Annotated in this window: 24 protein-coding genes and 1 pseudogene; 19 read left to right on the forward strand and 6 right to left on the reverse strand. The window is 59.0% G+C overall.

All coding sequences use genetic code 11. The annotated features are described in order from the left end of the window. The 10 genes from HCU66_RS21725 to HCU66_RS21770 all read left to right on the forward strand — a co-directional run. The coding region (locus HCU66_RS21725) for a hypothetical protein (protein WP_241015614.1) at nucleotides 1-435 on the forward strand (435 nt) is incomplete at its 5' end. 104 nt (nucleotides 436-539) lie between these two features. After that, on the forward strand, nucleotides 540-947 hold the full coding sequence (locus tag HCU66_RS21730) for a hypothetical protein (protein WP_205890506.1): 408 nt from the start codon (nucleotides 540-542) through the stop codon (nucleotides 945-947). An 88-nt stretch (nucleotides 948-1,035) separates the two neighbouring features. Continuing rightward, the gene (locus HCU66_RS21735) at nucleotides 1,036-1,722 is read left to right on the forward strand and encodes a methyltransferase family protein (RefSeq protein ID WP_205890507.1); all 687 of its coding nucleotides are present in this window, start codon (nucleotides 1,036-1,038) and stop codon (nucleotides 1,720-1,722) included. Next, nucleotides 1,719-1,988: a DUF5676 family membrane protein gene (locus HCU66_RS21740; RefSeq protein WP_205890508.1), complete on the forward strand. Its 270-nt coding sequence runs from the start codon at nucleotides 1,719-1,721 to the stop codon at nucleotides 1,986-1,988. Before HCU66_RS21735 ends, HCU66_RS21740 begins: the two co-directional genes overlap by 4 nt. A gap of 25 nt (nucleotides 1,989-2,013) precedes the next feature. Continuing rightward, nucleotides 2,014-4,197, forward strand: coding sequence for a heavy metal translocating P-type ATPase (locus tag HCU66_RS21745; protein WP_205890509.1), 2,184 nt, complete (start codon nucleotides 2,014-2,016; stop codon nucleotides 4,195-4,197). Continuing rightward, nucleotides 4,194-4,412, forward strand: a complete 219-nt coding sequence (locus HCU66_RS21750; protein ID WP_205890510.1) for a hypothetical protein — start codon at nucleotides 4,194-4,196, stop codon at nucleotides 4,410-4,412. Before HCU66_RS21745 ends, HCU66_RS21750 begins: the two co-directional genes overlap by 4 nt. A gap of 30 nt (nucleotides 4,413-4,442) precedes the next feature. Further along, a complete protein-coding gene (locus HCU66_RS21755; RefSeq protein ID WP_205890511.1) occupies nucleotides 4,443-4,748 on the forward strand; it encodes a DUF2933 domain-containing protein in 306 nt (101 codons plus the stop codon). Nucleotides 4,749-4,968: 220 nt separating this feature from the next. Beyond that, complete coding sequence (locus tag HCU66_RS21760) at nucleotides 4,969-7,332, forward strand: phosphoketolase family protein (RefSeq protein ID WP_205890512.1); 2,364 nt, start codon at nucleotides 4,969-4,971, stop codon at nucleotides 7,330-7,332. A 157-nt stretch (nucleotides 7,333-7,489) separates the two neighbouring features. Further along, nucleotides 7,490-8,374 (forward strand): universal stress protein, encoded by an 885-nt coding sequence (locus HCU66_RS21765; protein WP_205890513.1) that lies wholly within the window; start codon nucleotides 7,490-7,492, stop codon nucleotides 8,372-8,374. Nucleotides 8,375-8,458: 84 nt separating this feature from the next. Continuing rightward, nucleotides 8,459-9,109 (forward strand): dienelactone hydrolase family protein, encoded by a 651-nt coding sequence (locus tag HCU66_RS21770; RefSeq protein WP_205890514.1) that lies wholly within the window; start codon nucleotides 8,459-8,461, stop codon nucleotides 9,107-9,109. A gap of 32 nt (nucleotides 9,110-9,141) precedes the next feature. Here the strand turns inward: HCU66_RS21770 and HCU66_RS21775 are convergent, their stop codons facing one another. Together HCU66_RS21775 and HCU66_RS21780 are read right to left on the reverse strand one after the other, a co-directional pair. After that, entirely contained in the window at nucleotides 9,142-10,509 is a 1,368-nt protein-coding gene (locus HCU66_RS21775) for an erythromycin esterase family protein (protein ID WP_205890515.1), read from the reverse strand. Nucleotides 10,510-10,593: 84 nt separating this feature from the next. Further along, complete coding sequence (locus HCU66_RS21780; protein ID WP_205890516.1) at nucleotides 10,594-11,136, reverse strand: Hsp20/alpha crystallin family protein; 543 nt, start codon at nucleotides 11,134-11,136, stop codon at nucleotides 10,594-10,596. A 25-nt stretch (nucleotides 11,137-11,161) separates the two neighbouring features. On the opposite strand from HCU66_RS21780, the gene HCU66_RS21785 reads away from it, so the two are divergent. After that, nucleotides 11,162-11,461: a hypothetical protein gene (locus tag HCU66_RS21785; protein WP_205890517.1), complete on the forward strand. Its 300-nt coding sequence runs from the start codon at nucleotides 11,162-11,164 to the stop codon at nucleotides 11,459-11,461. A gap of 77 nt (nucleotides 11,462-11,538) precedes the next feature. Continuing rightward, nucleotides 11,539-13,821, forward strand: a complete 2,283-nt coding sequence (locus HCU66_RS21790) for a heavy metal translocating P-type ATPase (protein WP_205890518.1) — start codon at nucleotides 11,539-11,541, stop codon at nucleotides 13,819-13,821. Between the two features lie 14 nt (nucleotides 13,822-13,835). Here the strand turns inward: HCU66_RS21790 and fnr are convergent, their stop codons facing one another. Together fnr and HCU66_RS21800 are read right to left on the reverse strand one after the other, a co-directional pair. Next, nucleotides 13,836-14,582 carry a fumarate/nitrate reduction transcriptional regulator Fnr gene (fnr, locus tag HCU66_RS21795; RefSeq protein ID WP_205890519.1) on the reverse strand — a complete coding sequence of 249 codons (747 nt, stop codon included), beginning with the start codon at nucleotides 14,580-14,582 and terminating at the stop codon, nucleotides 13,836-13,838. 165 nt (nucleotides 14,583-14,747) lie between these two features. Then, nucleotides 14,748-15,395, reverse strand: a complete 648-nt coding sequence (locus HCU66_RS21800) for a BON domain-containing protein (protein WP_205890520.1) — start codon at nucleotides 15,393-15,395, stop codon at nucleotides 14,748-14,750. 117 nt (nucleotides 15,396-15,512) lie between these two features. On the opposite strand from HCU66_RS21800, the gene HCU66_RS21805 reads away from it, so the two are divergent. Continuing rightward, a complete protein-coding gene (locus HCU66_RS21805) occupies nucleotides 15,513-18,359 on the forward strand; it encodes a cation-translocating P-type ATPase (RefSeq protein WP_205890521.1) in 2,847 nt (948 codons plus the stop codon). 51 nt (nucleotides 18,360-18,410) lie between these two features. Here the strand turns inward: HCU66_RS21805 and HCU66_RS21810 are convergent, their stop codons facing one another. After that, complete coding sequence (locus HCU66_RS21810; protein ID WP_205890522.1) at nucleotides 18,411-19,331, reverse strand: universal stress protein; 921 nt, start codon at nucleotides 19,329-19,331, stop codon at nucleotides 18,411-18,413. 250 nt (nucleotides 19,332-19,581) lie between these two features. Between HCU66_RS21810 and HCU66_RS21815 the strand changes: the two genes are divergently transcribed. The 5 genes from HCU66_RS21815 (at nucleotide 19,582) to HCU66_RS21835 (ending at nucleotide 25,394) form a co-directional block, all read left to right on the forward strand. Then, the gene (locus HCU66_RS21815) at nucleotides 19,582-20,820 is read left to right on the forward strand and encodes an MgtC/SapB family protein (protein ID WP_205890523.1); all 1,239 of its coding nucleotides are present in this window, start codon (nucleotides 19,582-19,584) and stop codon (nucleotides 20,818-20,820) included. Nucleotides 20,821-20,927: 107 nt separating this feature from the next. Continuing rightward, the gene (locus tag HCU66_RS21820) at nucleotides 20,928-21,854 is read left to right on the forward strand and encodes a universal stress protein (protein ID WP_205890524.1); all 927 of its coding nucleotides are present in this window, start codon (nucleotides 20,928-20,930) and stop codon (nucleotides 21,852-21,854) included. Between the two features lie 132 nt (nucleotides 21,855-21,986). After that, nucleotides 21,987-22,919, forward strand: coding sequence for a universal stress protein (locus HCU66_RS21825; RefSeq protein ID WP_205890525.1), 933 nt, complete (start codon nucleotides 21,987-21,989; stop codon nucleotides 22,917-22,919). Between the two features lie 92 nt (nucleotides 22,920-23,011). Continuing rightward, a complete protein-coding gene (locus HCU66_RS21830; RefSeq protein WP_205890526.1) occupies nucleotides 23,012-23,929 on the forward strand; it encodes a universal stress protein in 918 nt (305 codons plus the stop codon). 97 nt (nucleotides 23,930-24,026) lie between these two features. Then, nucleotides 24,027-25,394 carry an MBL fold metallo-hydrolase RNA specificity domain-containing protein gene (locus HCU66_RS21835; RefSeq protein WP_241015616.1) on the forward strand — a complete coding sequence of 456 codons (1,368 nt, stop codon included), beginning with the start codon at nucleotides 24,027-24,029 and terminating at the stop codon, nucleotides 25,392-25,394. A gap of 177 nt (nucleotides 25,395-25,571) precedes the next feature. On the opposite strand, the gene HCU66_RS21840 is transcribed toward HCU66_RS21835, so the two are convergent. Further along, nucleotides 25,572-26,135: a GNAT family N-acetyltransferase gene (locus HCU66_RS21840; RefSeq protein ID WP_205890528.1), complete on the reverse strand. Its 564-nt coding sequence runs from the start codon at nucleotides 26,133-26,135 to the stop codon at nucleotides 25,572-25,574. A gap of 223 nt (nucleotides 26,136-26,358) precedes the next feature. On the opposite strand from HCU66_RS21840, the pseudogene HCU66_RS27195 reads away from it, so the two are divergent. Beyond that, nucleotides 26,359-26,457, forward strand: a pseudogene (locus HCU66_RS27195) (universal stress protein); the annotation flags it as partial. Between the last annotated feature and the right edge of the window lie 80 nt (nucleotides 26,458-26,537).

A 26,537-nucleotide genomic window follows, 5' to 3' on the forward strand; every position in this document is an offset into this window, starting at 1 on the left:
AAATCAATACGACGTAATAAGTCGAGGTTGTACTTCATGTACTGGTTCCGCCGTTACCGTCGAAGCCTATTGCACCTCACCCTCGTGGTATGGGTGTTAACTGTGGCCGTGATGGCAATCCAGGGTTGTTTGGTGCAACCGAATCACAATATAGCCGGGCCACACCATGCCGAGCAGTACGTGGTGGATGGGCATGCTCTCCATACCAGTGGTTGCCTTCAAAGCTGTGAGGACACTGTCACGGCGATAAAACCTGCATTGCAGACGCCAGCAGCGGATCCTGTCCACTGGGCCGCCCTGTTACTGCTCACTGCGGCAGTCCTGATTATGGTGCTTGATCCTGAGCAAAAATCCTCTCTCGCCACTCTTGTACTGAAACGTCCCGCGCCGCCGGAAAGCCCGTTACGGCTGACTTTCGTCCGTTTCAACGATTAACCCCTATCTCAGAGTGGCAGAGCACTGGTTGCTCCGTCCTGCTGCGCCGCTTTTTCGCGCCTCAGTTATTCCTGCTTATCCCCTCACCATCTCAGGAGTTCATCATGCATAAGCATTCCAAATTCGTTCTGGCTGCCGTCTTGGCTAGCGGTGCATTCATGGCCTCTGCCGAAGATGCGCATCACCCGGCCGACGCGCCGGCCGACTCAACCGTGAGTACAGCCCCAACGTCGACGGCCGTGACTAAAGCCATGACCGAGCAAATGGAGAAAATGCAGGCTGCACATGACAAAGCGGCAGCGGCTAAAACTCCCGCCGAGCGCCAGTCCGCCTTGCAAGAAGGCATGAAAGCGATGAAGGACAGCATGGCCATGATGAGCAACGAGCAGAGTGCAATGGGTTGCATGGGTATGCCTGGTGCCAAGGACGGCGCAGGCAAAGGGATGATGGGCATGATGATGCAAATGATGGAGCAGCAGTCGTCCATGATGGAAATGCCAATGAAACAATAAATGTGCGGTAGCGCTGCTGCAAATTACCTGGTTCTGGTGACTGCAGACCGCACCCGTCCGATGTGTGTGTTGTTAAGGAGCACCCACCATGAACCATACTGAATCGGCCTACGGTCTCTGGTCGCTGGTTATCATCAACTCATTGGTGTTTATCTTGTTCGCCTTCAGCTTCACCCGGCCCAGGACGAGCCGCGATTGGCGCTCATTCGGTATGTTCTCGGCATTCCTGGTGGCGCTGTTTACCGAGATGTACGGTTTCCCGCTGACGATCTACCTGTTGATGCCCTGGCTCACTCGTTACTTCCCAGGCATCGACTTCCTCTCGCACGACGCTGGGCATTTGCTCGAAACAGTGATGGGGTGGGAGGTCAATCCACACTGGGGTCCATTCCACATTGTCAGCAACCTGCTGATCGCCGGCGGCTTCTGGTTATTAGCGGCCGCCTGGCGTGTGCTCTACAAGGCCCAAAGCACTGGCCAACTGGCACTCGACGGACCCTATGCCCGGATCCGTCACCCGCAGTACGTCGGCTTCGTGCTGATCATGTTTGGCTTTTTGCTGCAATGGCCGACATTGATCACCCTGGCAATGTTTCCAATTCTCCTGTTGGTCTACGCCAGGCTGGCGAAGCGCGAAGAGCGGGAGATGCTTGTGCACTTCGGTGATGCCTACCGAACTTACTGTGAACAGACTCCGGCATTCCTGCCCTGGTCAACCCCCCACAGCCCCAACACGCCTACTGGTGTCCCTCCAAGCTCAGGAAAACAACCATGAACGCTCCCTGGAAAACCGGCATTTCTCTGGCCTTGACCATGGCCATTTCCTACACCATCTGTGCGTTGCTCTATGCGCTATGGCCGGCGCAGGGTATTGCCTTTCTCAACGCCTTGTTTCATGGACTCGACTTCGGTCGTCTTCAAGCTCCGCAAGACTACAGTGTGACGACTTTCGTCGGACCACTGCTGGTCTTGAGTGTATGGGGCGCGGTGGTCGGTACCTTGTTTGCGTGGCTGTCCGCCAAGCTCCATGGCAGGCCTTGATAACCGCTTCGAGCAGGAGGCCGCGATGAGCGAATCACACATGCAGCACAGCCAGCACCAGCAGGCGCTTGCATCAGGGAAAATGGCGAAAGATCCGATCTGCGGGATGATGGTTGATACGACCATGGCGTTGTCACGAGAACGTGGCGGGCGCACCTATTACTTTTGCAGCGATAGTTGCCTGCGCATCTTCGAGTCGCCAGAAAATGAACTGAAGGCGATGAAAACCCGCGTGACTATCGCCCTGACCGGTGTACTGGCCTTGGCACTGCTGCGTGCGGGCGCCTTCATCGCGCTGGCCGCGGGTGCCACCTTGCTGACGTGGGTGCCGATCCCGGCGCTCCCTTGGTTCACGTGGGGTATCTGGCTATTTCTGCTGGTAACGCCGGTGCAGTTCATCGGTGGCTGGAGTTTCTACAAGGGGGCGTGGAACGCCATTCGCACCCGTAGCATCAACATGGATTTTCTGATCGCCCTCGGCACGTCGGTCGCCTATTTCTATAGTGTCGCGGTGTTGTTCTTCCCGGACGTGCTGCCGGTCAAGGTGGCCGAGCGCGACGTCTATTTCGAGGTGTCGGCGGTGATCATCGCCTTCGTACTGCTTGGCAGGTACATGGAGGAGATCATCAAGAGAAAATCCTCAGCGGCGGTACGGCGCTTACTTGATCTCAAGCCTGCGATCGCGCATGTGATTCGTGACGGGCAAGAGGTCGACTTGCCCGCTGAAAACGTCATGGCCGGGGAGTTTCTGGTGGTCAAGCCTGGCGAGAAAATCCCCACCGATGGCGATGTCAGTGAAGGTCAGTCAACGGTGGATGAGTCCATGCTGACCGGTGAGTCGATGCCGGTCGACAAACACCCGGGCAGTCCGGTGATCGGAGGGACGCTCAATGGCAGTGGGGTGCTCACTTTCAAGGCGAGCAGGATCGGTGCCGATACCGCACTGGCGCAGATCATCAAGATGGTTGAGGAGGCACAGACCAGCACGGCACAGATCCAGCGGTTGGCCGATCAGGTCACGGGCTACTTTGTGCCGGCGGTGGTGGCGGTCGCGATACTGGCCCTGATCGGCTGGTCTGTTGCGGGGAGTTTTGCGCAGGGGTTGTTGGCCTTTATCGCGGTGCTGATCATTTCCTGCCCCTGCGCCCTGGGCGTGGCGACGCCCGCCGCGTTAATGGTCGGTGTTGGCAAGGGGGCCGATAACGGCATCCTCATTCGCGGCGGCGAAGTGCTGGAGCGGGCAGAAAAACTGAGTACGGTGGTGTTCGACAAAACCGGCACGATTACCCGGGGCGAACCCAATGTAACCGATGTGATTTCGCTAGGCACCGCGTCGGAACACGAGGTGTTGATGCTCGCCGCCGCCGTGGAGTCCGGTTCGGAACATCCGCTTGGTGCCGCGATAGTGCGCGCCGCCCGGCATCGCGATATCAGCCTGCCGAAAGCGAGCGACATCAATGGGATCGCCGGTCACGGCATCGAAGGCAAGGTCGATGATCGCACCCTCTGGCTGGGCAACCGGCGTTTATTCGCCCGCCAAGGCATTTCGACCGAGGCTGCCGAGGAGCACCTCATCCGTCTGGAGGCTGATGGCAAGACCGCCATGCTGGTCGGAGTCGATGACCGTTTGCTCGGTGTGATTGCTGTGGCCGATACCATAAAACCTGAAGCGGCCGAGGCCGTTGCGGCGTTGCAGGCCAGCGGCATCAAGATTGTGCTGCTGAGCGGTGACAACCACCGTACCGCCGAAGCGGTCGCACGCCAGGTGGGCATCGAGCGAGTGATTGCCGAGGTTTTACCGAACGACAAGGTCGCAGTGATCCGTCAATTGCAAAGCGAAGGGCAGGTCGTGGCCATGGTGGGTGATGGTGTCAACGATGCGCCTGCCCTGGCCACCGCGGACATCGGCATCGCCATCGGCTCGGGTTCCGATGTCGCCAAGGAAACCGGCGGCATCATCCTGCTCAAGAACGATGTGCGTGACGTGGTGACCGCGATCAAGCTGTCACGCGCAACCATGGTCAAGATTAAACAAAACCTGTTCTGGGCATTCATCTACAACAGTATCGGCATTCCAATCGCGGCCTTTGGACTGCTTAACCCCATCATCGCTGCCGCCGCCATGGCACTGAGTTCATTGTCTGTGATCGCCAACTCCGCGTTGCTGAAACGTGCCCGTATTGGCTTAAGTCAGGAGGCCAAATCATGAAGCGCGAAGTTCTGATTATCTGCCTCCTGGTGAGTGTTGTGGGTATCGCAACGGTGGTTTACCTGTTGGGGCTGACGGGCAAATCGTTGGCCATCGCCGCGATTTTCCTCGTGTGCCCGGTCTTGGTCGGGGTGCAACTTTTTCGCGGAGTCCGCCAATTCGATAAGGACATGGCCGAGGCTCATCGCCAACTCAAAAGGAAGAAACTGCCTTGACACTTAATCCGACCTCCAAGGAGTACTGTCATGAATCAACATAACTTGCCCCAACACCGCGCAAGGGGCACCAACGGGTACTTTTTAGGCTTCCTTGCCATCGTTGGTTATTTCCTATTCACCGAGCACAGGGCCCACGTCATTCCGTATCTGCCATTCCTGCTACTACTGGCCTGTCCACTGATGCATTTTTTCATGCATCGTGGGCATGGGCATGGCGGACATGAACACGGTGAACGTGGTGAACATGGCAGTTGCTGTGACCATCAGCACACCCGTCAGGAGCATGATGGTTTACCCGATAACAAGGCGAAATATCCCGATCGCCCTGTATAAGCGATTCGTCGTATATGAGTCATGCCATGAAGCTAAGCAGTGGGTCAGGTCGGCTGTTGCCAATTCCCTGAAACTGTNTCAGGTCGGCTGTTGCCAATTCCCTGAAACTGTTCAGGGACGCGTGCGGCAAAACAGTCCACGCAATCAATGACTTTGAACACCTCTGATCGGGGGACCGTTGCCCGGTAGCCAAGGTTCCGGATCTATTCTGGAGGATTTCATGAGTGATTTTCTGAGTGCTGAGCAGTTGAAAGGTATCGATGCCTACTGGCGGGCTTCCAATTACCTGGCCGTGGGCCAGATTTATCTCAAGGAAAACCCATTGCTGTGTACGCCCCTCAAACTGGAGCACATAAAGCCGCGGCTGCTGGGCCATTGGGGTACGACACCGGGGCTGAACCTGATTTACGTTCACCTCAATCGGCTGATCAAAACCTATGACCTGAACATGCTCTTCATCACCGGTCCTGGCCATGGTGGTCCGGCGATTGTTGCCCAGAGCTACCTGGAAGGGACTTACACGCAATTCGATCCTTCCGTGGAGCAGAACGTGAATGGGCTGACCCGGCTCTTTCGGCAGTTTTCCTGGCCTTACGGGCTCTCCAGCCACGTATCGGCGCAGATTCCCGGGTCGATACACGAAGGTGGTGAGCTGGGATATTCATTGGCCCATGCCTATGGGGCGGCGTTCGATAACCCGGATCTGATCGTTGCCTGTGTGATCGGCGACGGCGAGGCCGAAACAGGCACATTGGCCGCCAGCTGGCACTCCAACAAATTTCTCAATCCGGAACGTGATGGGGCCGTGCTGCCCATTCTCCATCTTAACGGTTACAAGATCGCCAATCCGACGGTGCTGTCCAGAATCAGCGAAGATGAGCTGTCGGCGCTGATGTATGGTTATGGGTACGACCCGTATTTTGTCGAGGGAGACGATCCCGAGCAGGTCCATCAACTGCTGGCCAAAACCCTGGATACGATGCTGTTGGAGATTCGCGAGATTCAGCGCGTCGCGCGAAACCGTTCACAGACCCATGAGCTGGAGCGTCCACTTTGGCCGATGCTGATACTGCGTACGCCAAAGGGCTGGACGGGCCCGAAATTCGTTGATGGCAAACAGGTTGAAGGTACCTGGCGTGCGCATCAGGTACCCCTCGGCGACTTCCAGCAACCGTTTCACCTGTTGCAGTTGGAACAATGGCTCAACAGCTACCGGCCTCAGGAGCTGTTCGACGCCAATGGCGCTTTGCTCCCCACCATTGCTGCGCTGGCGCCAACCGGGCATCGGCGTATGGGCGCTAACCCCCATGGCAACGGTGGTCTGCTGTTGCAGCCGCTGGACCTCCCCAGGTTTGCCGATTACGCAGTGGAACTCCCCGCACCGGGTTGCCTGCGTGCGGAGGCAACCCGGGTATTAGGCGGTTGGCTCAGGGATGTCATGAAGAACAACCTGCAACAGCGCAATTTTCGCGTCTTTGGTCCGGACGAAACCGCCTCCAACCGTCTCGATGCCATCTATGAGGTCAGCGCAAAAGAATGGATGGGCGCCCGGGAAAGTGAAGATGTCAATCTGACCGCTGACGGTCGGGTGATGGAAATTCTCAGTGAACAGGTGTGTGAGGGCTGGCTGGAAGGCTATTTGTTGACCGGTCGTCACGGGCTGTTTTCCTGCTATGAAGCTTTCATTCACATCATTGATTCGATGTTCAATCAGCATGCCAAATGGCTGAAAATCGCCGCTGAAGTCCCATGGCGCAAACCGATTGCCTCACTCAACTATTTGCTCACGTCCCATGTCTGGCGACAGGACCACAATGGTTTTTCCCATCAGGATCCAGGGTTCATCGACCATGTTGCGAACAAGAAATCCGACGTGGTTCGGATCTATCTGCCCCCTGATGCCAATTGCCTGCTGTCAGTGACTGACCATTGCTTGAGAAGTCGCGGCTACATCAATGTCATTGTCGCCGGCAAACAGCCCGAATGGCAGTGGCTGGATATCGATTCGGCCATTCGTCACTGTATGGCCGGGATTGGCCGTTGGGACTGGGCCTGCCATAACGATGAGGACCCGGACGTGGTGATGGCGTGCGCGGGGGATGTTCCGACGCTGGAAACACTCGCCGCCGTGACATTGCTGCGCGAGTACGTGCCGGATATCCGGATTCGGGTTGTCAACGTCGTGGACTTGATGGTGTTGCAGCCTTCATTTCAGCATCCTCATGGGCTCCAGGACCGAGCGTTCGATGAACTGTTCACCGTCGATAAACCAGTGATTTTCGCGTACCACGGATATCCGGCGCTCATTCACAAACTGGTCTACAAACGAAATAACCACGCTAACTTTCATGTCCGAGGATTCAAGGAGGAGGGCGCCACCACGACACCGTTCGACATGGTGGTGATCAATAACCTTGATCGTTATCAGCTGGCACTGGACGTCATTCAACGGGTTCCCCGCCTGCAAGGCCTGGTTGCAACAGCCACGGCGCGGTATTGGGAAACGATGGAGAAACACAAGCTCTACATCATCGAGCATGGGCAGGATATGCCCGAGGTTCTGCAGTGGCGCTGGACATCTTGAAAATCCTTTACAAGGGTTTGATATGGATCAACGCCAAGGAGATTCCAAGGGAGGAGTCTGGGTCAACGCTGGTGCTCAACCCAGCGAGGACGCGACGACTGACCATCGGCAAGGGGCATCGGCAGGCGTCGAAGCCCAACCTTTCTGGAGTCGGATCATGAGCCAGTATCAACGATTATTGCTGATCATCAACCCGGTCCTGCGCCATTCTCCTGCGATACACCATGCTACTGAGCTGGCCAAGGTCACCGGGGCGAGTTTACACATTGCGGCGTTATTACCATCGCTGGATGTTCTCTCACTGCTCGAACAAGGCGACCGGCATAAGGCTCGGGAGAGTTACCTGCAGGACCATCGCGATTGGCTCAAGGACCGGGCAAAAAATATCCATCGCAAGGGTATCAATGTGACAACCGAGGTGGCGTGGGCCGATGACGTGCAGCAGGAAATCCTTCAGCACGTCACGGAAATGCAGCCCGATCTGCTGATCAAGGAAGTACAGCATGAACCTGTGCTCAAACGCGCGTTCATCACCCCTATGGATTGGCACTTGTTGCGTCACTGTCCGGTGCCGGTCTATCTGGTGGGGGGCAGTGGCCATGCCTTGCCGCGCAAGGTAGTGGCGGCGGTTGATGCTTCGGGTACCGATTCAGACAGCGAGCTGAACGACCGGATCATCCAACAGGCTCTCGGCCTCGCCCTGCAGTGTGACGCCGAGCTGCATCTGCTGTATGCATGTGACATTTCGGTAGCCTGGCTGGCTGATCTGGGTGGCGGTCTGACGCTGTCAGAGCTTACCCGGGAATTGCGCAGGGACCTGGAAAAATCTTTTCTTGAATGGGCTGAGCGCTACGGTGTGCCTTCTGACCGTCGACATTTCGTAAAGGGGCAACCGGTCTCGGCGCTGAGTGAGTTTGCCAACGAGCATCAAGTGGATGTGATCGTGATGGGCAGGGTCCAGTCCCGTGGGCTGCATAAGCTTATCGGCAGCACGACCGAGCATATTCTGTATCAGGTGCCCTGCAGCGTTCTGGCGGTCTAGGTTCGGGTCATCATTGAGCCCGATCTTTTGCAACGCGCTGGCGCAGAGCATCCGGTACGCGTGTTTCCGGTCAGGAGAACTCCAATGTTTGAGCTTCGCTATCGAAAGCTGGACCTGGGGAACGTGGAGCTGTCTGCCGACCTGCGTCTGCCGGCGCACGCTGGTGGTCTGGTGGTGTTCGTTCATGGCAGCGGCAGTGGTCGTTCAAGCCCGCGTAATCAACAAGTTGCGCTGTCTCTGGCTCAGCGGGGGTTGGGCACGTTGCTGTTCGATCTGCTCACGGAGCCGGAGCAGTACCTGGACAACCAGACCCGGGAGTTGCGTTTCAATATTGCGCTGCTGTCCAACCGACTGGTGAAGGTGATCGACTGGATTGGTCGGGACGCCGAACTGCAACCACTACCGATCGGATTGTTCGGCGCAAGCACCGGTGCTGCGGCGGCACTATTGGCCGCGGCCGAGCGGGTGGACGTGGTGCATGCGGTGGTGAGTCGGGGAGGGCGGACCGATCTTGCGGGTGCGGCGCTGCCTCGCGTGAAGGCGCCGACCTTGCAGATTGTCGGTGAGCTGGATCCGGTGGTGCTCGATCTCAATGTGCAAAGTGGTCGCGCCCTGCAGTGCGAACAGCGCCTGGAAGTGGTGGCGGGCGCGACACATCTTTTTGAAGAACCGGGAACCCTCGAAGAAGTCGCCAGACTGGCCGGCGACTGGTTCGAGACGTATTTGCGACGGTAGTCATCCGGCGCGGACAACCACCGTCTGGCCTGTCATACGCCAAATGGAAAGGTTTCGTCTTCCGGTTCCAGCGCCTGGCTTTTCGGCAGGGGCAACGCGGTGACCGGTTGCGTCTGTTCAATCCAGACCATGGCGTCGAATTGTTCGGTCAGCACTGACTCGAAGTAGTGGCTGCTGCGCTCGCTGGCGGGTCGATAGATCACACCGATGGCCCGCTCCAGCAGCGGTTTGGACAGGGCCTGGCGTAGCTCTTTTCGCTGCGGATCCCGCCAGTCGGTCAATGAAGCCGGGACGCCGGCGTTGAGGAACTGGCGCTCCCAACTGTCTGGCCGGGACGGCCGGATATCCTTGATAAGCATCTCGCCATCCCAGTCATCGGCCGCGGCCACTTGGCCACGGTCGGTGCTCATGCCGATCAGCACCACATCGCGCCCATAGGCATGGCGGCACAGCTGACCGATATTGAACTGACCCTTCCAGCCCATTTCCGTGGCGGCCGCATTGCCGATATGGGAGTTGTGCGCCCACACCACGGCCCTGGCTTGCGGGCCACGGTGTTCGAGCAGCGCACGTAATGTGTCGAACATGTGCCTGTCGCGCAGGTTCCAGGAGGCCGTCGAACCTCGATAAATCGCTCGGTAATATTGTTCCGCCGCCTGGATGACCCGGGCGTTCTGGGTCGCATCGAAGAACGCTTCATCATCCTTGATCGCCCCGGCCAGTTGCTCGGCCAGCATGGCATTGAGCTGTTCGACCACCGCATGTTCGCAGGGCATGATGCCGTCGCGTTCGACAAAGTGGCCGTACAGCGCAGGATCATCCTGCCACGGGGTTAAACAGCCATAACGACGCCGTGCTTCGTGTGCCAGCTGCGGGTCGACACGGTCCAGATAGCTCAGCACCTCGTGGATGGAATTGCGCAAACTGTAAACGTCCAGACCGCGAAACTCGACGCGATGTTCAGCCTCGTGTTGGTGGTTGTACTGATGCAGCCAGTGGGTGAACGCTCTCACATCGGTGTTGCGCCACATCCAGGTCGGGAACCGGCTGAAAATGTGTCGTGCCCAGGCCGAGCGCGCCAGCCCCCGGGCATAACGGTCCACATGACCGGCGTCTGGCCAGTCTGCTTCAACGGCCACGATATTGAACCCGTGCTGCTCGATCAGCCGTTGGGTAATCGCCGCCCGGGTCCGATAGAAATCACTGGTGCCATGGCTGGCTTCCCCGATCATCACCACGCGTGCATCCGCGTAGCGGTCGAACATCTCACCCAAGGCTGGAGAGTTCAGTTCCGGCAGGGGTTCGGCGTATTGACGCAAGAGCGGAACGATCGAGGCCTCGTCTATGTGGGTATGCGTGCCATACAGGTGGTCCAGCATGTTTTGGGAAGGTGTGTTCATGAACGTCATCCCCCTATAGGCGGATCCGGTCCCTCTCAGAAAAAAGCCCCCTGCCGGTTGCCCGGCAAGGGGCCGGGCCAGTGGTCAGTCGGCTTTGATCGGCACGACTTTGTCCGCTTTCATGGCTTCGGTTTTTTTCGGCAGCGAGATGCTCAATACGCCTTTGCTGAAGCTTGCTTCGATCTTCTCGGCATCGACCCCTTGGGGCAGGTTGAACACCCGTTCGAAGGAGCCATAGTGACGCTCGCTGAGGTGATAGCCCTTTCTCTTTTCTTCCTTGTCCTCTTTCTTTTCTCCTTTAATGATCAGGCAACCGTTGGACAGTTTGAGCTCGATGTTCTTCTGATCCATGCCAGGCAGTTCGGCAGTGATTTCGAAGCTCTTGTCTTTCTCGGTGATGTCCACGGCAGGCACGGCATAGCCTGTCAGTTCCTTGCGCCAGAGCGGCTCGACATCAAACAGTCCGCGACCGAATAGCGACAGCCCTGTACCGCGGCTGAAGTCTTCGAACACGTGATCGATCTGTTGGCGAAGGTTTTCAAAGGGACGCCACAGCTCGGTCGACATTGGCTGCACAGCGGTTTTTTTTTCGGTTTGCGTCGGCATTTTTTTCACGGAGCTGGCCATTTCATTTCTCCTCTTGGCGAATAAGGTGAACCGCGAACATGGGGTTTGCGGCCCACCACGACAAAACAAGAACCCGACACTCGCCCTTGCAAGGGCAGTGTTCCCGGACCGCAACATCCAGCCGGAAACGAAAGCGTGGGTGCCGACCGCAGATACGGCGGCGTTAACGCTGACTCTCAATGTCTACGTAATCGGCCAATGCCTGTTTGATTTAGATCAGAAAGAAAGCAGACGGCGATTTTCTCCCGCAGCAACCATTGCGCTAACGCCGGGCGAAGCTTCAATTGATAACGCGCAGCGAACATGCCAGGCATTCGAGACCTAAGCTTTACCCATCACGGCGATGAGTCGCAGGCGTTTGTACAACGAGGCTGCGGAGCGCTTTTTGAGGAATCTGCATCGATGCTCAGCAAGTGGCTGGACCCGGTTTTATTGCTGCTCACCACCCTGACCCTGCTGGCCGGGGGCATTGCGCAGGTGGCTCAAAAGTCTGACTGGGCATCGATTTGCTGGGCCGCGGGCAGTCTGGTGATGGCCCTGGTGCTGCTCGTCGAGATTGTCAGGCGCCTGGCCCGGCGCGAGGCCGGGGTGGATCTGATCGCTCTGCTGTCGATCGCCGCCGCGTTGTTTTTTCAGCAGACGCTGGTGGCGGCGGTGATTGCCTTGATGCTGGCGTCGGGACGCATCCTGGAGTTCTTCACCCAACAACGCGCCGAACGCGAACTGCGTGCGCTGGTCGACCGGGCGCCACGCGTTGCCTGGCTGCAGGAGAACGGCAATTTACGGCAGGTTCCGGTCGAGCAGATCCAGCCGCATCAGACACTGCTTGTGCGCCTGGGAGAGGTGGTGCCGGTCGACGGCCGTCTACTCAGCCCCACGGCGATTCTCGACGAGTCGGCGCTCACCGGCGAGTCATTGCCGGTCACCCGCCGGGAAGGAGAGCTGCTGCCCAGTGGGGTGACCAATGTCGGCGCGCCAGTGCTGCTGACAGCCACTCGAACCGCAGCGCAGAGCACCTACGCTGGCGTAGTACGCCTGGCTGAAGCCGCACGGCAATCGCGCGCGCCGTTTGTGCGTTTGGCCGACCGTTACGCGTTGTTCTTCATTCCGCTGACTTTGCTGATTGCCGGCATCGCCTGGTACATGAGTGGCGACTCGTTGCGCGCGCTGGCGGTTCTGGTGGTGGCCACGCCTTGCCCGCTGATCCTGGCCGTGCCGATTTCGATCATGTCAGGGATTTCCAGGGCGGCGCGGCGCGGGATCCTGATCAAGGACGGCGTCACCCTGGAAGCGCTGGCCGAGGTCAAGCAAGTGTTTCTCGACAAGACCGGCACGTTGACCAGCGGCCACGCCCGTCTGCAATCGATCGAGACCAACGGAGCGCTCGATCCGCAGCGTCTGCTGGGCCTGGCCGCTTCGCTGGCGCAGGCCTCGACGCACCCCATCTCCCAGGCCATTGTCGAGGCCGCCTGTCAGCGTGGATTGCCGCTCAGCGTGCCGCAGGCGGTCGAGGAAAGCCCGGGCGCTGGTCTTTGCGGGTTGATCGATGGCCTGCGGGTGCGTTTCGGCACGTTGTCCTTTGTTCAAAATGAGTCACCGGTTGGCGACTGGGCCGCCACCATGCTGCGCCGCATGGATTACCTGGCGTGCAGCGGCAGCTTCGTTGAAGTGGACGGGGCGCTCGCGGGGCTGCTGATTTTCTCGGACAAACTGCGTCGGGAAACCCCGCTGACCCTGCGCCGACTGCGCAACAGAGGCATCGAGCGGATCGTCATGCTCACGGGTGATCGTGTGGAAACCGCCGAGATGATTGCCTTGTCGGCCGGGATCGACGAGTTGCGCGCCGGGTTGAGTCCTGGGGACAAGGTGCGTGCGGTACAGGATGCCTGCCTGCACGCCAGCACGCTGATGGTCGGTGATGGCATCAACGATGCTCCCGCACTGGCGGCAGCGAATGTCGGGGTGGCCATGGGGGCGAGCGGTGCCACGGCGTCCGCGCAAGCAGCGGGTGTGGTGTTGCTGGTGGATCGTCTGGATCGTCTGGTCGAGGCGTTGGACATCGCCCGTCAGACTCGCCACATCGCCCGTCAAGGCGTATTGGCCGGCATGGGCATGTCGGTGCTGGCCATGGGGGTAGCCGCCTTCGGCTACCTGCCGCCGCTGGTCGGTGCCGTGGTGCAGGAGGGCATCGACGTGGTGATCATCTTCAATGCCTTGCGTGCATTGGGGCCTTTGCCAGGTCTGCGCCAACGCAAGCTGGCCGCCGAGCATATCGATCACCTGCAAGACGAACACGACCAGCTCGCTTCGGTACTCTGCGATCTGCACCAACTGGCAAGCGACTTCGCCCAGCGCCCCCTCGAGCAAGCGCAGAGCGACTTGCTGGCGCTGGTAAAAAACCTGCAAGAATCGCTGGTCCGCCATGAACGGGACGACGAAAACACCCTGTACCCGCTGTTGACGCAAAGCCTGCCCGGCGAGGACCCCATGTCGGCGATGAGCCACGTCCACCGCGAGATCTTCCGTCTGATCCATTTACTGGCGCGCATGAGCACGGATTTCAGTGCCGACCCTGCAACAGCTTCTGTCGATGAGATACAGCATCAGTTGATTCGCCTGGATACCCTCGTGCGGCTGCACTTTGATCAGGAGGAGGAGCTTTTTCGTTACCTTGATAAGCGTTGAAAAGCCATGCAGTGTCAGTGGAGGACCGCCGAATGGCAACCTACGACCAGTTGCTTGAGCCCGTGCATGTTAAGCACCTTGACTTCACGACCGACTATTTCCACCAGTTCCTGTTCCCGCAGATGGGCGATACCCCGGCAGATGGTTTCCAGGCGCAACCCCAGGTAGGAGCCTATTTCGTCGCGCCGCATCTTGAGTATGAATTCGCTGGATGAGTAGCCACGCATGCTCAAGCGCTGCGACAGGTTCAGCAGAAAGGCGGCCAGACGCTCATCCGAGTTCATGTTGCCCAACATCATCAGCAGATCGTGATCGCGGACGATTTCACGGCTCAGAAACCTGTTCAGGTTGTGTTGCAGTGCCGGCAGCTCCCGGGCGAGTTTTTCCAGCTGAGAAAAATGGATGGGGCAGACTTCACTGTCCTCCAGGGCAAATGCATTACAGGTGTGCTCATCGGCGCTGATGGCGTCCAGGCCGAGCATCTCGCCGGGCAACTGGAACCCGGTGACCTGCTCGCGGCCATCGAGCGACAGCACGCTGGTCTTGAATGAGCCAATACGGATCGCATACAGCAAACGCAAGGGATCGCCTGCGCGGTAGAGGGGGGCGCCTTTCCTGACCTTGAACCGTTGCAAAATCAGCTTGTCCAGCCGCTCGAGTTCCTGTTTGTCGAGACCAAAAGGCAAGCAAAACTCTAATACACTGCAATTGGAACAGGCAGCCTTGAGGTGTTGACCCTGAAGCAGGCGGACTTCAGTCATGTCAATGGCGCCTTGGGGATTTATATATAAAGCATAGGTGTTGTGCACGTGGGCACCGATTCCGTTCGGAAGATCGCCGGGAGCAATTGACGAACGGGTAAAGCCCGTTGAACCGCCGCAGTCCTTGATGCCCGGGGAAATGATGGTTTCCCCGGGCTCGTTGACTCAGGCGATGCGCAGATGATCATCAACTTGCCTCACACCCGGTACTGACCAGGCGGCACGTTCGGCGATCTGACGCTCACGCCACAAATGAACTTTGCCTTCAAGCTTCACCACATCGCCTTCGACTTTGATGTGAATTGCCTTGGCATCGACTTCGGCATTGCGTTTGAGGGCTTCTTCGATACGACGCTGGATATCGTCCACGTTCACCTGCGGACGAAGGACGAGCCGATTGTCCACGCCTACCACTCCCGACAGCTTGCGCACAGCCATCTCGGCGGTTTCTTTCTGGTACTGCCAGTCCACTTCGCCCTCAAGGGTGATCCACCCCTTCTGCACAATGACTTTGATGTCCTGCTCGGGAATGTCGGAGCTCCAGGTGAGGATATTCAAGGCGCGGGAGGCAATGGCGTCGTCTGCCGTGCCGGCGCTTTTCATCGGCCTGACCTGAATTTCTTCGGCCACGGCGCGTACCCCTTTTATGCTTTTTACCGCGCGTTCCGCCCTGATTTTTTGCGCGTAGCTTTTAACGTGCCCAGTGAGCGTGACGACGCCATTGTCCACGGTTACCCCGATGTTGGCGGCATCGATCTCAGGCTGGAACTCAAGCTCGTCCATAATGCTCTGGCGCAGACTCAAGTCGTTCATGGTGATGTCCTCTGTCTGATGCGTTGATGGCAATGGACCGCAAGCCCGGTCCGCTCAGTTTTTTCTACACTTGAACAGCGCAAGGACATTGAGCTAAATCAACAAGGCTTCCGAGAGATGAGCAGAACAGTTGAGTCTGGCAGCCCCCGTATCGCGCCCCCGTACCTTAAAGACGTGGAGACGATTGCCCGTGAGCTGGACACAGACATCGGCGTGGGCTTATCCAGCGCGCAAGCCCAGGCCCGGTTGAACCGTGACGGGCCCAATGAGTTACGGACCCAACCGGTCAAACCTGCCTGGCATTATCTTCTGGCGCAGTTTCGCGATCCGCTGGTGTATCTGCTGTTCGCCGCGGTGGCCATCACTTTGGCCACCTGGTTCCTGATGGATGGCCGCGATTGGCCTGTCGATGCGTTGGTCATCGTGCTGATTGTGCTGGTTAATGCGTTCCTGGGGTTTTTCCAGGAAACCCGTTCACAACGAGCTGTTGCGGCGCTGGCCAAACTGACTCAAACCTCTTCTTCAATCATCCGCGACGGCACCGTGGCGCGTATCCCCAGTTATCACCTGGTGATCGGGGATCTGCTGGTGTTGTCCGAAGGCGACTCGGTAGGCGCCGATGCTCGCCTCATTCAGGCCAATGCCTTGCAGGTAATGGAAGCTTCGTTGACCGGCGAAAGTGAATCAGTTTGCAAAAACACGCTCCGTCTGGACAGCGAAGTGCCCTTGCCAGAGCGCGCCAACATGGTTTTCAAAGGCACGGCTATCGTTCAGGGTTCGGGGCTCGGCATTGTCACGGCGGTCGGCATGGCGACGGAAGTCGGGGCGATAGCGCACCTGATGGATGTCACACCCGAAGAGGTGACACCTTTGCAAAAGGAGGTGCGTGAGATAGGCAAGATGATTGGCCTCGCGGTGCTGGTTATCGCCTCGGTCGTCGTCGCGACCGTGCTGATGCTCACTGATATTCAGGGTGTCGACGATGTATTGCGGGTTCTCCTGCTGGGTGTGTCCCTGGCGGTGGCTGCGGTGCCAGAGGGACTGCCCGCCGTTCTGTCACTGGTGCTCGCGTTCGGCATGCTGCGGATGGCCCGCAACAAAGCCATCATCAAGCGACTGTCTTCAGTGGAGACCTTGGGCTCTGCATCGGTCATCTGCACCGACAAGACCGGCACGTTGACCCGTTCTGAAATGACCATCCAGCAAACCATGACCGCCTCAGGCAAAGGGGTGGTCAGCGGTGTCGGTTACGCCCCGCAGGGGCAGATTCATCATCAGGACGTGCCCCTGAGCGGTGGTCCGGTGTACAGCGAAAACGTGCTGTTATTGCGCGGCGGAAGCCTGGCCGGCAATGCCACGCTTGCACAGCAGGAAGATGGCACCTGGGTGATTCAAGGCGATCCGACGGAGGGCGCCTTTCTGGTGGCGGAGCGCAAGCTGGATGCACCCGCACGCCGCCTGGAGCGCTTCGAGCGCGTGGCTGAAATACCGTTTACCTCCGCTCGAAAAATGATGTCGGCCGTGGTCATCGATCATGAGCATAACGATGAGCGCTTGCTGATCAGCAAGGGCGCGCCCGATGTGCTGCTTCAACATTGCAAACATATTCAAGTCGGCATGGATGTGGTGCCTCTCACCGACGATTTGCGTGCACAAGCCGTGGCTGATGTAAATGAGTTGTCGGGTGAGGCATTACGTACGCTTTCCGTGGCGTACCGTTCTTTGGCGCCTGGCGAGGATGTCACGGCCGGTGAAGCCCTTGAGGCAGCGCTCGTTTTCATCGGTACGGTGGGCATCAGTGATCCACCGCGTGAAGAAGTCGCGCCGGCTATCGCCCAGGCCCATCGTGCTGGTATCCGCATCATTATGATCACTGGCGACCATCCGCGAACGGCCACCCGCATCGCCGAGGATCTGGGCATCATTCAGGCCGGTGCCGGGGCGTTGACCGGTGCCGATCTGGATAAGCTGGACGATGCGGCACTGGCCGAGGCCGTCAAATCGACATCGGTTTATGCACGCGTGGCGCCCTCGCATAAGCTGCGGATCGTCGATGCGCTTCAGGCCCAGGGGCATGTGGTGGCAATGACCGGGGATGGCGTGAACGATGCTCCGGCACTGAAGTCGGCCGATATCGGCATTGCCATGGGCATCACCGGCACGGAAGTGAGCAAGCAAGCTGGAAAAATGATTCTGGCTGACGATAACTTCGCAACCATCGTGTCGGCTGTTCGTGAAGGGCGCGGGATTCTGGACAATATCCGCAAGTTTCTCCGTTACTTGCTGTCTTCCAACATGGGGGAAGTACTGACGGTCTTTTTTGCTGTCATCGGTGCGGGCGTCATCGGCCTGGTTGATGAACGGGGCGGGATCGTCCTGCCGCTGCTGGCCACCCAGATTCTGTGGATCAATCTGATTACTGATGCGGCACCAGCCATCGCCATGGGGCTTGATCCGCATGATGAGGGTGTGATGAGGCGTAGCCCACGCAAGTCCACGGATCGAATCATCGATGCAAACATGTGGCGTGGTGTGCTCCAGGTCGGTCTGGTGATGGCGTTGGCGAGTTTGCTGACGGTCGACTGGATGCTGCCCGATGGTTTGATACCGGGGCATGAATCGCTGGTTCAGGCACGCACTGCCGGTTTTACCGTCCTTGTATTGGCGCAGCTGTTCAATGCGCTGAGTGCTCGCTCAGAGTCGGCCAGTGCATTTATCGGGTTGTTCTCCAATCGGTGGCTCTGGGGGGCAATTGCGCTGGCGCTGACGTTGCAGGTTGCCGTGGTGCACTGGTCGCCACTCAATAAGGCGTTCAGCACGAGTGCATTGACACTGAGCCAGTGGGGGGGCTGTTTTGCCATGGCCAGTGCTGTTTTCTGGTTCAGTGAGCTGCGCAAACTGGTTATGCGTTCGAGGAACCCTGAGCATCATGTTGCTGTTCAGCGCCCGGCAGTACATCAGTAGTGACCGAGCGCTGGCGCAAGTTATGTGGTGGTGGCTGTGCGAAACAGCGCTCTACAGTACTTCAGGTGAAACCACCCAGACACTGCACGGCATCTTGTACAGCAGATGCTCCACCGTGCTGCCCACCAGTCGGCCCACGCCTCGGTGGCCGACCCGGCCCATGACAATCACGTCGATGTCGTAGGCGTCGGCGTATTGGGTAAGAACCTTGGTCGGGTTGCCCATGATCATGTGCTGTTGCTCTGGCGCAATACCGTTGCGCTCGGCCAGTTCGCGGAAGGCATCGGCCTGAGCATCAAATAACGTCTTGGCTTTGCCTGGGGCAAACAGCGCTGAGCTACTGTCGAAATCGAACTCGTCCGCACTGAGGGATGAAAGATCGTGGGCGTAGATCACGTCGAGCTGAGCGTTACAGGTGCTGGCCAGTTTCGAGGCCTCGCGCAAAATCCTGTCGTTGAAATCCTTGTACTGAGTGTTGCTATGGAAGGGATCGACCGCGGCGACGATCTTGCGCGGCAGCGCGTGCTTCACGTGGCTGACAAAATGCAGCGGCACCGGGCATTCGCGCAGTAAATGGATGTCCAGGGGCGTGAACATGATTCGTGACAGCAGCGACTCGTATTCCAGTGCCTTGATCAGTACCGCCATGGGCTGTTCTTTGAGATGAATGAGGATTTCCTGCAAAGGTCGTTCAACCCAGATCACCTCCGTGGTGACGGGCACCCCGATTTTACGCAAGGGGCGGGCCTGTTCTTCGAGCCATTGCCGATGGCGCTCGACATACCCCAGCCGCAGCTGCTCCAACGCTTGTTCGTTGACCATGCTCGCCGTTGCCAGGCCTTCCAGGTAATCGAAGGCGACGATGTGCAGGGCTGCGCCCGCGGCCTTGGCCAACGCGGCGGCGCGGTCGAACGCGGGGCTGTTTTCCATGAGGGGCGAGACGACCAGCATGAAGCGTGATTGCTCAGACATGACCAAACTCCCGTCAATAACCGTAGAAATTCCAGTGCTCACTGGCCCCCTGCGTTTGCGCAGGAGCTGGCTTTTATCCTGCCGCCGACCGGGGGAGAGGGATTGATCTTTATCAACCAGGCGAGTGATGCAGCGGGCGGTCCGACGTGTGGTGAGTCGCGCGTCCATCTACAAAACATTGACCATTATCAACCTCTCTTGCGTCACGCCGGCGCAGTCTGGGGCTTATGGCTAACCCGGACGCAATCGCATGAACGACACCTTGGGCCTGGCAGGCGCGGCGGCTGCGCTGGGGATTGGCATGCTCATCGGCCTTGAACGTGAACGGCACAAGGGGCGGGGGGACAGTCGTGCCTGTGCCGGATTGCGCACGTTCGCGATTACCGCATTGCTGGGTTATGTGGCGATGCAGATCGGCGGTGGTTTGCTGGTGGGCATCATGGCGATTTCTGTGGCCTTGCTGGTCACCGTGGCTTACTGGCGAAGCCTGGGCACTGACCCTGGTGTCACCAGTGAAGTGGCGTTATTCACGGTATTGGCTCTGGGGGCGTTGTGTAACAGCGCGCCCGAACTGGCCATCGCCATTGGCGTGGTGGTGGCGGGGCTGCTGACGTATCGCCAGAAACTGCATCATTTTGCGCGCAGCCAATTGACTGAAGGGGAGATGCGCGACGGTCTGGTGCTGTTGGTCGCCGCCCTGGTGGTGTTGCCCTTGGCGCCGGATCGCTTTATCGGCCCCTATGCCGCCATCAATCTGCGCACCATTTGCACCCTGACGGTGTTGCTGATGGCCGTCGGGGCAATAGGGCATATTGCCGTTCGTACCTTGGGTGCCCGTTACGGCTATGTGGTCAGCGCCATCGCCTCCGGGTTTGCTTCCAGCATCGCGACCATCGCCGCGATGGGTCACCTTGTCGCCAAGGAGCCAGGCAACATCAAAGTCCTGAGCGCGGCAGCGATGCTGTCCAACCTGGCGACCATCATTCAGGTCGGCCTGATCCTGGGGGCGGTCGACGCCGGTCTATTGCGGCACATGTGGGGGCCGCTGTTGTTGGGGGCCGCTGCCACGGCGCTGTATGGCTTGAGCCTGATGTTGCGCAAACCCGAGAGTGGCGCCAATCAGCCGGTCAAGGTCGGTGGGGCGTTCAACCTCAAGCTGGCGTTGGTCATCGCACTGACCATGACCGGCATCACGTTTGTGTCTTCGATGGTGCTCAGCCACTTTGGAGAAGTGGGCGTGATGGTCACGACGACGCTCACCGGTTTCGCCGATGCACATTCTTCGACGGCGTCCATTGGCGCCCTGGCCAAGGCTGGGCTGTTGCCGTTCGACGCCATTGCCGCGCCCACACTGGTTGCCGTCAGCAGTAACTCCCTGAGCAAATGCCTGGTGGCCTGGGTCAGCGGCGGGCGACGGTTCGCCGCGTATGTCATTCCCGGCCAGGTCTTGCTGACGTTGGCGATGTGGGCGGGCATGTTGCTGCATTAACGTGCTTCCGCGCGCTGTAGCTGACAAAGATCAAGTCGTCCGATTCTGCTGCGATCATTCTAGGGTTCTACTCACTTCATCGAGATGGCCGCGTGCCGAGGTGTCCCATGTCGCAGACTCAGCGTTTACTGTTGATCGCCCCCCAATCCATGACCCGTACTCCGGCGTTCGACCGGGCCGCCGCGTTGGCTCGCGCGATGCAAGCGCCGCTGCACATCGTGGCATTCGATTACTTGCAGGCCCTGGCCGTCGCCGGCCTGTTTGCCCCCGAGCAGATCGCCCAGGCCCGGGACGGTTATTTGCAAACCCATCGGCAATGGCTGGCCGAGCAGGCCGAATTGATGAAAAAACACGGCGTCGAGGTCACCAGCGAGGTGGTGTGGGTACAGCACCCTTACGAGGAAATCCTGCAATTCGTCAATGAGATGTCGCTGAGCCTGATCATCAAGGACGCCCAGGAAGAGTCGGCGTTGAAGCGGGTGTTTTTCACACCGCTGGACTGGCAGTTGTTGCGCGATTGTCCGGTGCCGGTGCATCTGGTGACCAACGCGCTGAATGCGCGGCCACGCAACGTGCTGGCCATCGTCGATGTGTTGCGTAGCGAAGAGCAGGACCTGGTATTCAATGACCAGATTATCGACGCCGCCACCAAGCTGGCTGAACAGTGTGAGGCGCAGATCGAGTTGGCGCATGCGTATGACTGGACAGCCGTGTATGCCCTGGACATGGGCGTTGGCGCACTGCCATTGGCCTCCGGTCTTTACGAAGCCATGGGCACGGCGCAACACCAGGCGTTCACGGCGTTGGCCGAGCGTCACGGCGTGCCGTCGGAGCGTCGGCACTTCATCGAAGGTGCGCCAGTGCCGAGTATTTGCAAGTTCGCCGAGGACCATCGCACCGATGTCATTGTGATGGGGACGGTGCAGCACTCGGGGTTGAACAAGCTATTGGGGACGACTGCCGAACAGCTCTTGCACCGAGCCCCTTGCAGTGTGCTGGCGATCAAACCCGACAGGTCTACGTCGCTGGACTGATCTGGATCGGACACCCGTCACGAGGGCGTTCATTGGCGGGTATTTGATGTAAATCAACCTGGGGGAGGGGGCCATGAGCGCAGTCTTGGGCAATGCCGGCGGATAAGGACCGGCTTAGAGCGGAGGTGTGTGATGGGTCAATATCAACGTTTGTTGCTGATCGCCGACCGAACCCTGCATCCGTCCCCTGCCTTGCTCCGTGCCGTCGCGCTGGCCAAGGCGAGCGGGGCCGCGCTGGATGTGCGGGCCTTTGTCGATCCGGCACCGATTGTTCACCTGTGGGATGAAAAAATCGATGAGGCAGGGTATCAGCGCTATCTGCGCCATTGTCATCGATGGGTGGCCGACGAGGTCGAGCGGCTCAGCGGGCAGGGTGTGGCAGTGACGGTTGAAGCCATCTTCACCACCCATCCGCTGCTGGATATTTTGAAGACCGTCGAAGACCTCAAGCCCGACCTGCTGATCAAGGACGTCACCCTGGAACCAGCGCTCAAACGGGTGTTCATCACCCCCCTCGATTGCCATTTGCTTCGCGAATGCCCGATCCCCGTGCACTTGGTCAACCAGGTCCGTTACGGGCTGCCGCACCGGGTGGTGGCCGCCGTGGACCCGTTCGATCCGGCGACGCAAATCAGTGGCCTGAACGACACCATCATCCAGACGGCCAACGCACTGGCGCTGCAATGCGACGCACCGCTGCACCTGCTGTACGCCTACGACTTGTCGCCTGCATTCAACGGCGATGCGCCGCTGATCGCCGGTGGCTGGAGTGTGGACTTCGTCGAGGAACTGCGCGAGTCCCTGCACCGGGCGTTTATCACCCTGGCGGACCGCTACGGTGTTCCTCCCGAGCGTCGGCACTTTGTCATGGGCCTGCCGGTGCCGGTCATCAGTGAGTTTGTCGAGCAGTACCTGGCGGATGTGGTGGTGATGGGCACGGTGCATCGCGTGGGGATCGACCGCCTGATCGGCAGCAACACCGAGCGTGCGCTGTACTCGGTGCCGGGCAGCATTCTGGCGGTCAGGCAGCCGGGCTCGAGCGTCAGGCGGCGAGCCGATGGCTAGTCGGCCATTAGTTGATAAAAATCAGAGCCTCACGGCGAGAGTCCCCCGATACTTGAGTCAAACCTGAAGCTATCCAGATGAGGTGGGTGAGGGTGAAAATTCAACGTTTGCTATTGATTGCCCCGACCGAAATGGTCCGCACCCCGGCGTTCGAACGAGCGCGAGCCTTGGCCTGTGCAACCGGTGCGATGCTGCACATTGTCGCTTTCGATTATGTCCAGGCGCTGGCGGCGGCCGGCCTGTTTGACCATGACGCCATGGCCCAGGCGCGGGAAGGTTACTTGCAGGTTCATCGTCACTGGCTGGAGCAGCAGGCCCGGTTTCAACGATGCGAAGGCGTGCAGGTGAGCACTGAAGTGGTGTGGGCCAGACCGACCCTGGCGCATCTGCTGGAGTACGTGAATGACTTCCATGCAGACCTGGTGATCAAGGACACACACCACGTATCGGCGCTCGATCGCGCCTTCCATCGGCCGCTGGACTGGCAGTTGCTGCGCGACTGTCCGGCCCCCTTGCACCTGGTCATCGATGCCACAAACCCCAAGCCGTTGAGCATACTCGCGACCATCGACTTGTCCCATCTGGAGGAGCTGACCCAAGGGCTCAATGACCGGATTCTTGACCTGGCTTCGAGCCTGGCCGAACCTTGTGGCGCCACCGTGCACCTGCTCAACGTCGACGGCTGGTCGGAGTTAGGGGAGTCCGAGATGAACGTGCCGACAGCGACACTGGACAGCAGTTTGAGAGACGCGGTCAGCGATGCTCAGTTGGAGTCATTTGAGGCGCTTGCCGAACGCTACGGAATCGAGAAACAACAGCGGCATCTGCTGCTTGGCATCCCCGCTGAGGTGATCGCACATTTCGCACAACGACATGCCTTTGACATGGTAGTCCTGGGAACGACCTACCATCGCGGGATCGATCTATTCATCGGCAGTACGGCCGAAAGTGTATTGAACCGGTCACCCTGCAGCCTGACGATCGTCAAGCCATTGCCCCGGCTCGACTGAAAAGATGAACCCGTGCGGCCTGGGTTGATAAAAATCAACTGCCCATGGGCGTAAAGGAGCGATCAATAGCACTCCATGAATGCGCAAGGAAACGGCCATGCAAATGACATTTCTCGGAGCTGCGGGCACGGTTACTGGCAGCAAGTACCTGCTGGAACATCGCGACCAACATGTGCTGATCGATTGCGGCCTGTTCCAGGGCTATAAACAACTGCGCTTGCACAACTGGGACCCGTTCCAGCTGCCGGTTCGCGACCTCGAAGCCATTGTGCTGACCCACGCTCACCTGGATCACAGCGGCTACCTGCCGGTGTTGGTGCGCAACGGTTATCGCGGTCCGGTGTATGCCACGCCTGCCACCTGTGAGCTGGTGAAAATCCTGCTGCGCGACAGCGGCCGCTTGCAGGAAGAAGAAGCCGAGTTCGCCAATCGCCATGGTTTCTCCAAACACTCTCCGGCCTTGCCGCTGTACACCGAACAAGACGCTGAGCGGGCATTGAAATTGCTGCGGCCGGTGCTGTTGCACCACCGGGTCGATATTGTTCCGGGGATGAGCATTCTGTTGCGCGGTGCCGGGCATATTCTGGGCGCAGCGACGGTGGAAGTCGTCGCCGATGGCGTCACGCTTGTGTTCTCCGGGGATCTGGGGCGGCCGAACGATCCGTTGATGTTTGCCCCGGAGACGATCGAGCAGGCCGATTATCTGCTGGTGGAGTCGACTTACGGTGACCGTCGGCATCCCGACGAATCCCCGGAGGATCAACTGGCCGAGGTCATCACCCGTACCGCGCTGCGCCATGGCATCACGCTGGTGCCATCGTTTGCGGTCGGTCGCGCGCAGTTGCTGATGTACCACCTGTATCGCTTGCAACAGAAACACGCGATTCCCGACCTGCCGATTTACCTCAACAGCCCCATGGCCACCGACGTTACGCGTTTGTATCAGCGCTTTCGCAGTGAACACCGGTTATCCCCGCAAGAGTGCGAAGGCATGTGCCATGTCACGCGTTTTGTGCGTTCCGCCAGGGACTCCATCGAACTGGACCAGCAGCGCACACCGGCGGTGATCATCGCCGCCAGCGGCATGGCCACTGGCGGGCGGGTGCTGCACCACCTCAAGGCGCTGGCGCCCAACCCGATCAATACGCTGCTGGTGCCGGGTTTTCAGGCGGGCGGCACCCGCGGCGCGCAGATCATCGCAGGCGCCCCGTCGGTACGTATTCACGGTAAAGACGTGCCAATCCGCGCCGAAGTGGTGCCGATGGAAACCCTGTCCGCGCACGCCGACGCCGATGAAATCATGGCGTGGTTGCGCGGCTTCAAGCGGCCACCAAAACACACCTATGTAGTGCATGGCGAACCCAACGCCTCGGATGTGTTGCGCCGGCGCATCAGCCTGGAGCTAGGCTGGTCGGTCTCGGTACCGGAGTACCGTGATAGCGTGGAGCTGACGAGTTCTCTTTAGTAAGGCAGGCCATTTTTGCGTTACCTGCAAATGGCGAATGATCACCACATTTATTCGTAAGCCTCGTATTTTGCTGGTGGACAGTGTGTGAAGAATACCGAATAGCCACCGGTGCCAGCTGTTGCAGCCCTGAGTTGAAACGCCCCTCGGAGAGTCAATGACGGCGAGGGGCATTTTTTACAGATAGAGAGAGTGAATGACCTGACGGCTGTCATCGGGATCGTGGCGGGTCTCGAAGCCCAGGGCATGGGCCAGATCACGCATGGGGGCATTGCTGGCGGCGTCGACGGAATACATCTGGCGAAAACCGTTCTTGCGCGCGGCCTTGATCAAGTGCTCCATCAGCGCCGTTCCCAGGCCCAGATGCTGGTACTCGTCAGCAACCGTCACGGCGCATTCACACTCATGGTCGCCGGTGGCGGCATAGCGGCTGACACCGATTTCAATCAACTGGCCGTTGTTGTGAATCAGGGCGATGTAGGCCATTCGCTTCTTGCCGTCGACATCCATCAACTGGTCGAGCATGGCCTTGCCGGGCTCATTGACTTGCGCCAGAAAGCGCATGTGCCGCGACTCTGGGGACAGGCGCTTGATAAAGGCGTATTCACGTTCGCGGTCTTTCTCCGCCAACGGTCGGATCAGCACATGGCGCCCGTCCCTGAGCGCTTCAATCCAGTACTGTCCGGTTACGGCGGCGTAAGCGGCTGCGGCTCTGTCGTTATGATCTTTAACAGTGAGCATGGTGCAATTCTCCATCTGGATTGAAAGGCTTGCGCGTAGCAACGAATCACGCGGTTCATTCCCTTTTTACGCCACTGGCGGCACTTGAATCTGATCTGGATCAGACTCTCGTGACAGGTCCCAAGAACCCGAATCTGATGTGTAAATCAACCTGGGGAGGAGGCAACGGGTACAGTTTGGGAACATGCTGACGCTTTGGACCGGCGCCGAATCGAGGTGTGTGATGGGTCAATATCAACGTGTGTTGCAGATCGCCGACCAGACCCTGTACCAATCCCCGGCCTTGCTGCGCGCCGTCGCCCTCGCCAAGGCATGCGGAGCGGTAGAAGGTGCATTCACCACAGGTCCAGCCGAGCCAGGGAACGCCGACACGCTTACCAACCCAGTCGGATGCGACGTCAG

Source organism: Pseudomonas frederiksbergensis (assembly GCF_017114915.1).
Lineage (GTDB): Bacteria > Pseudomonadota > Gammaproteobacteria > Pseudomonadales > Pseudomonadaceae > Aquipseudomonas > Aquipseudomonas frederiksbergensis_I.

Bases quoted from the DNA above. Each gene is read 5' to 3' on its own strand.
- HCU66_RS21840 (WP_205890528.1), bottom strand. From the start codon at position 26,135: ATGCTCACTGTTAAAGATCATAACGACAGAGCCGCAGCCGCTTACGCC.
- HCU66_RS21750 (WP_205890510.1), top strand. From the start codon at position 4,194: ATGAAGCGCGAAGTTCTGATTATCTGCCTCCTGGTGAGTGTTGTGGGT.
- HCU66_RS21780 (WP_205890516.1), bottom strand. From the start codon at position 11,136: ATGGCCAGCTCCGTGAAAAAAATGCCGACGCAAACCGAAAAAAAAACC.
- HCU66_RS21775 (WP_205890515.1), bottom strand. From the start codon at position 10,509: ATGAACACACCTTCCCAAAACATGCTGGACCACCTGTATGGCACGCAT.
- HCU66_RS21730 (WP_205890506.1), top strand. From the start codon at position 540: ATGCATAAGCATTCCAAATTCGTTCTGGCTGCCGTCTTGGCTAGCGGT.
- HCU66_RS21800 (WP_205890520.1), bottom strand. From the start codon at position 15,395: ATGAACGACTTGAGTCTGCGCCAGAGCATTATGGACGAGCTTGAGTTC.
- HCU66_RS21790 (WP_205890518.1), top strand. From the start codon at position 11,539: ATGCTCAGCAAGTGGCTGGACCCGGTTTTATTGCTGCTCACCACCCTG.
- HCU66_RS21825 (WP_205890525.1), top strand. From the start codon at position 21,987: ATGGGTCAATATCAACGTTTGTTGCTGATCGCCGACCGAACCCTGCAT.
- HCU66_RS21735 (WP_205890507.1), top strand. From the start codon at position 1,036: ATGAACCATACTGAATCGGCCTACGGTCTCTGGTCGCTGGTTATCATC.
- HCU66_RS21760 (WP_205890512.1), top strand. From the start codon at position 4,969: ATGAGTGATTTTCTGAGTGCTGAGCAGTTGAAAGGTATCGATGCCTAC.
- HCU66_RS21755 (WP_205890511.1), top strand. From the start codon at position 4,443: ATGAATCAACATAACTTGCCCCAACACCGCGCAAGGGGCACCAACGGG.
- HCU66_RS21820 (WP_205890524.1), top strand. From the start codon at position 20,928: ATGTCGCAGACTCAGCGTTTACTGTTGATCGCCCCCCAATCCATGACC.
- HCU66_RS21815 (WP_205890523.1), top strand. From the start codon at position 19,582: ATGAACGACACCTTGGGCCTGGCAGGCGCGGCGGCTGCGCTGGGGATT.
- HCU66_RS21765 (WP_205890513.1), top strand. From the start codon at position 7,490: ATGAGCCAGTATCAACGATTATTGCTGATCATCAACCCGGTCCTGCGC.
- HCU66_RS21805 (WP_205890521.1), top strand. From the start codon at position 15,513: ATGAGCAGAACAGTTGAGTCTGGCAGCCCCCGTATCGCGCCCCCGTAC.
- HCU66_RS21745 (WP_205890509.1), top strand. From the start codon at position 2,014: ATGAGCGAATCACACATGCAGCACAGCCAGCACCAGCAGGCGCTTGCA.
- HCU66_RS21810 (WP_205890522.1), bottom strand. From the start codon at position 19,331: ATGTCTGAGCAATCACGCTTCATGCTGGTCGTCTCGCCCCTCATGGAA.
- HCU66_RS21770 (WP_205890514.1), top strand. From the start codon at position 8,459: ATGTTTGAGCTTCGCTATCGAAAGCTGGACCTGGGGAACGTGGAGCTG.
- fnr (WP_205890519.1), bottom strand. From the start codon at position 14,582: ATGACTGAAGTCCGCCTGCTTCAGGGTCAACACCTCAAGGCTGCCTGT.
- HCU66_RS21835 (WP_241015616.1), top strand. From the start codon at position 24,027: ATGCAAATGACATTTCTCGGAGCTGCGGGCACGGTTACTGGCAGCAAG.
- HCU66_RS21740 (WP_205890508.1), top strand. From the start codon at position 1,719: ATGAACGCTCCCTGGAAAACCGGCATTTCTCTGGCCTTGACCATGGCC.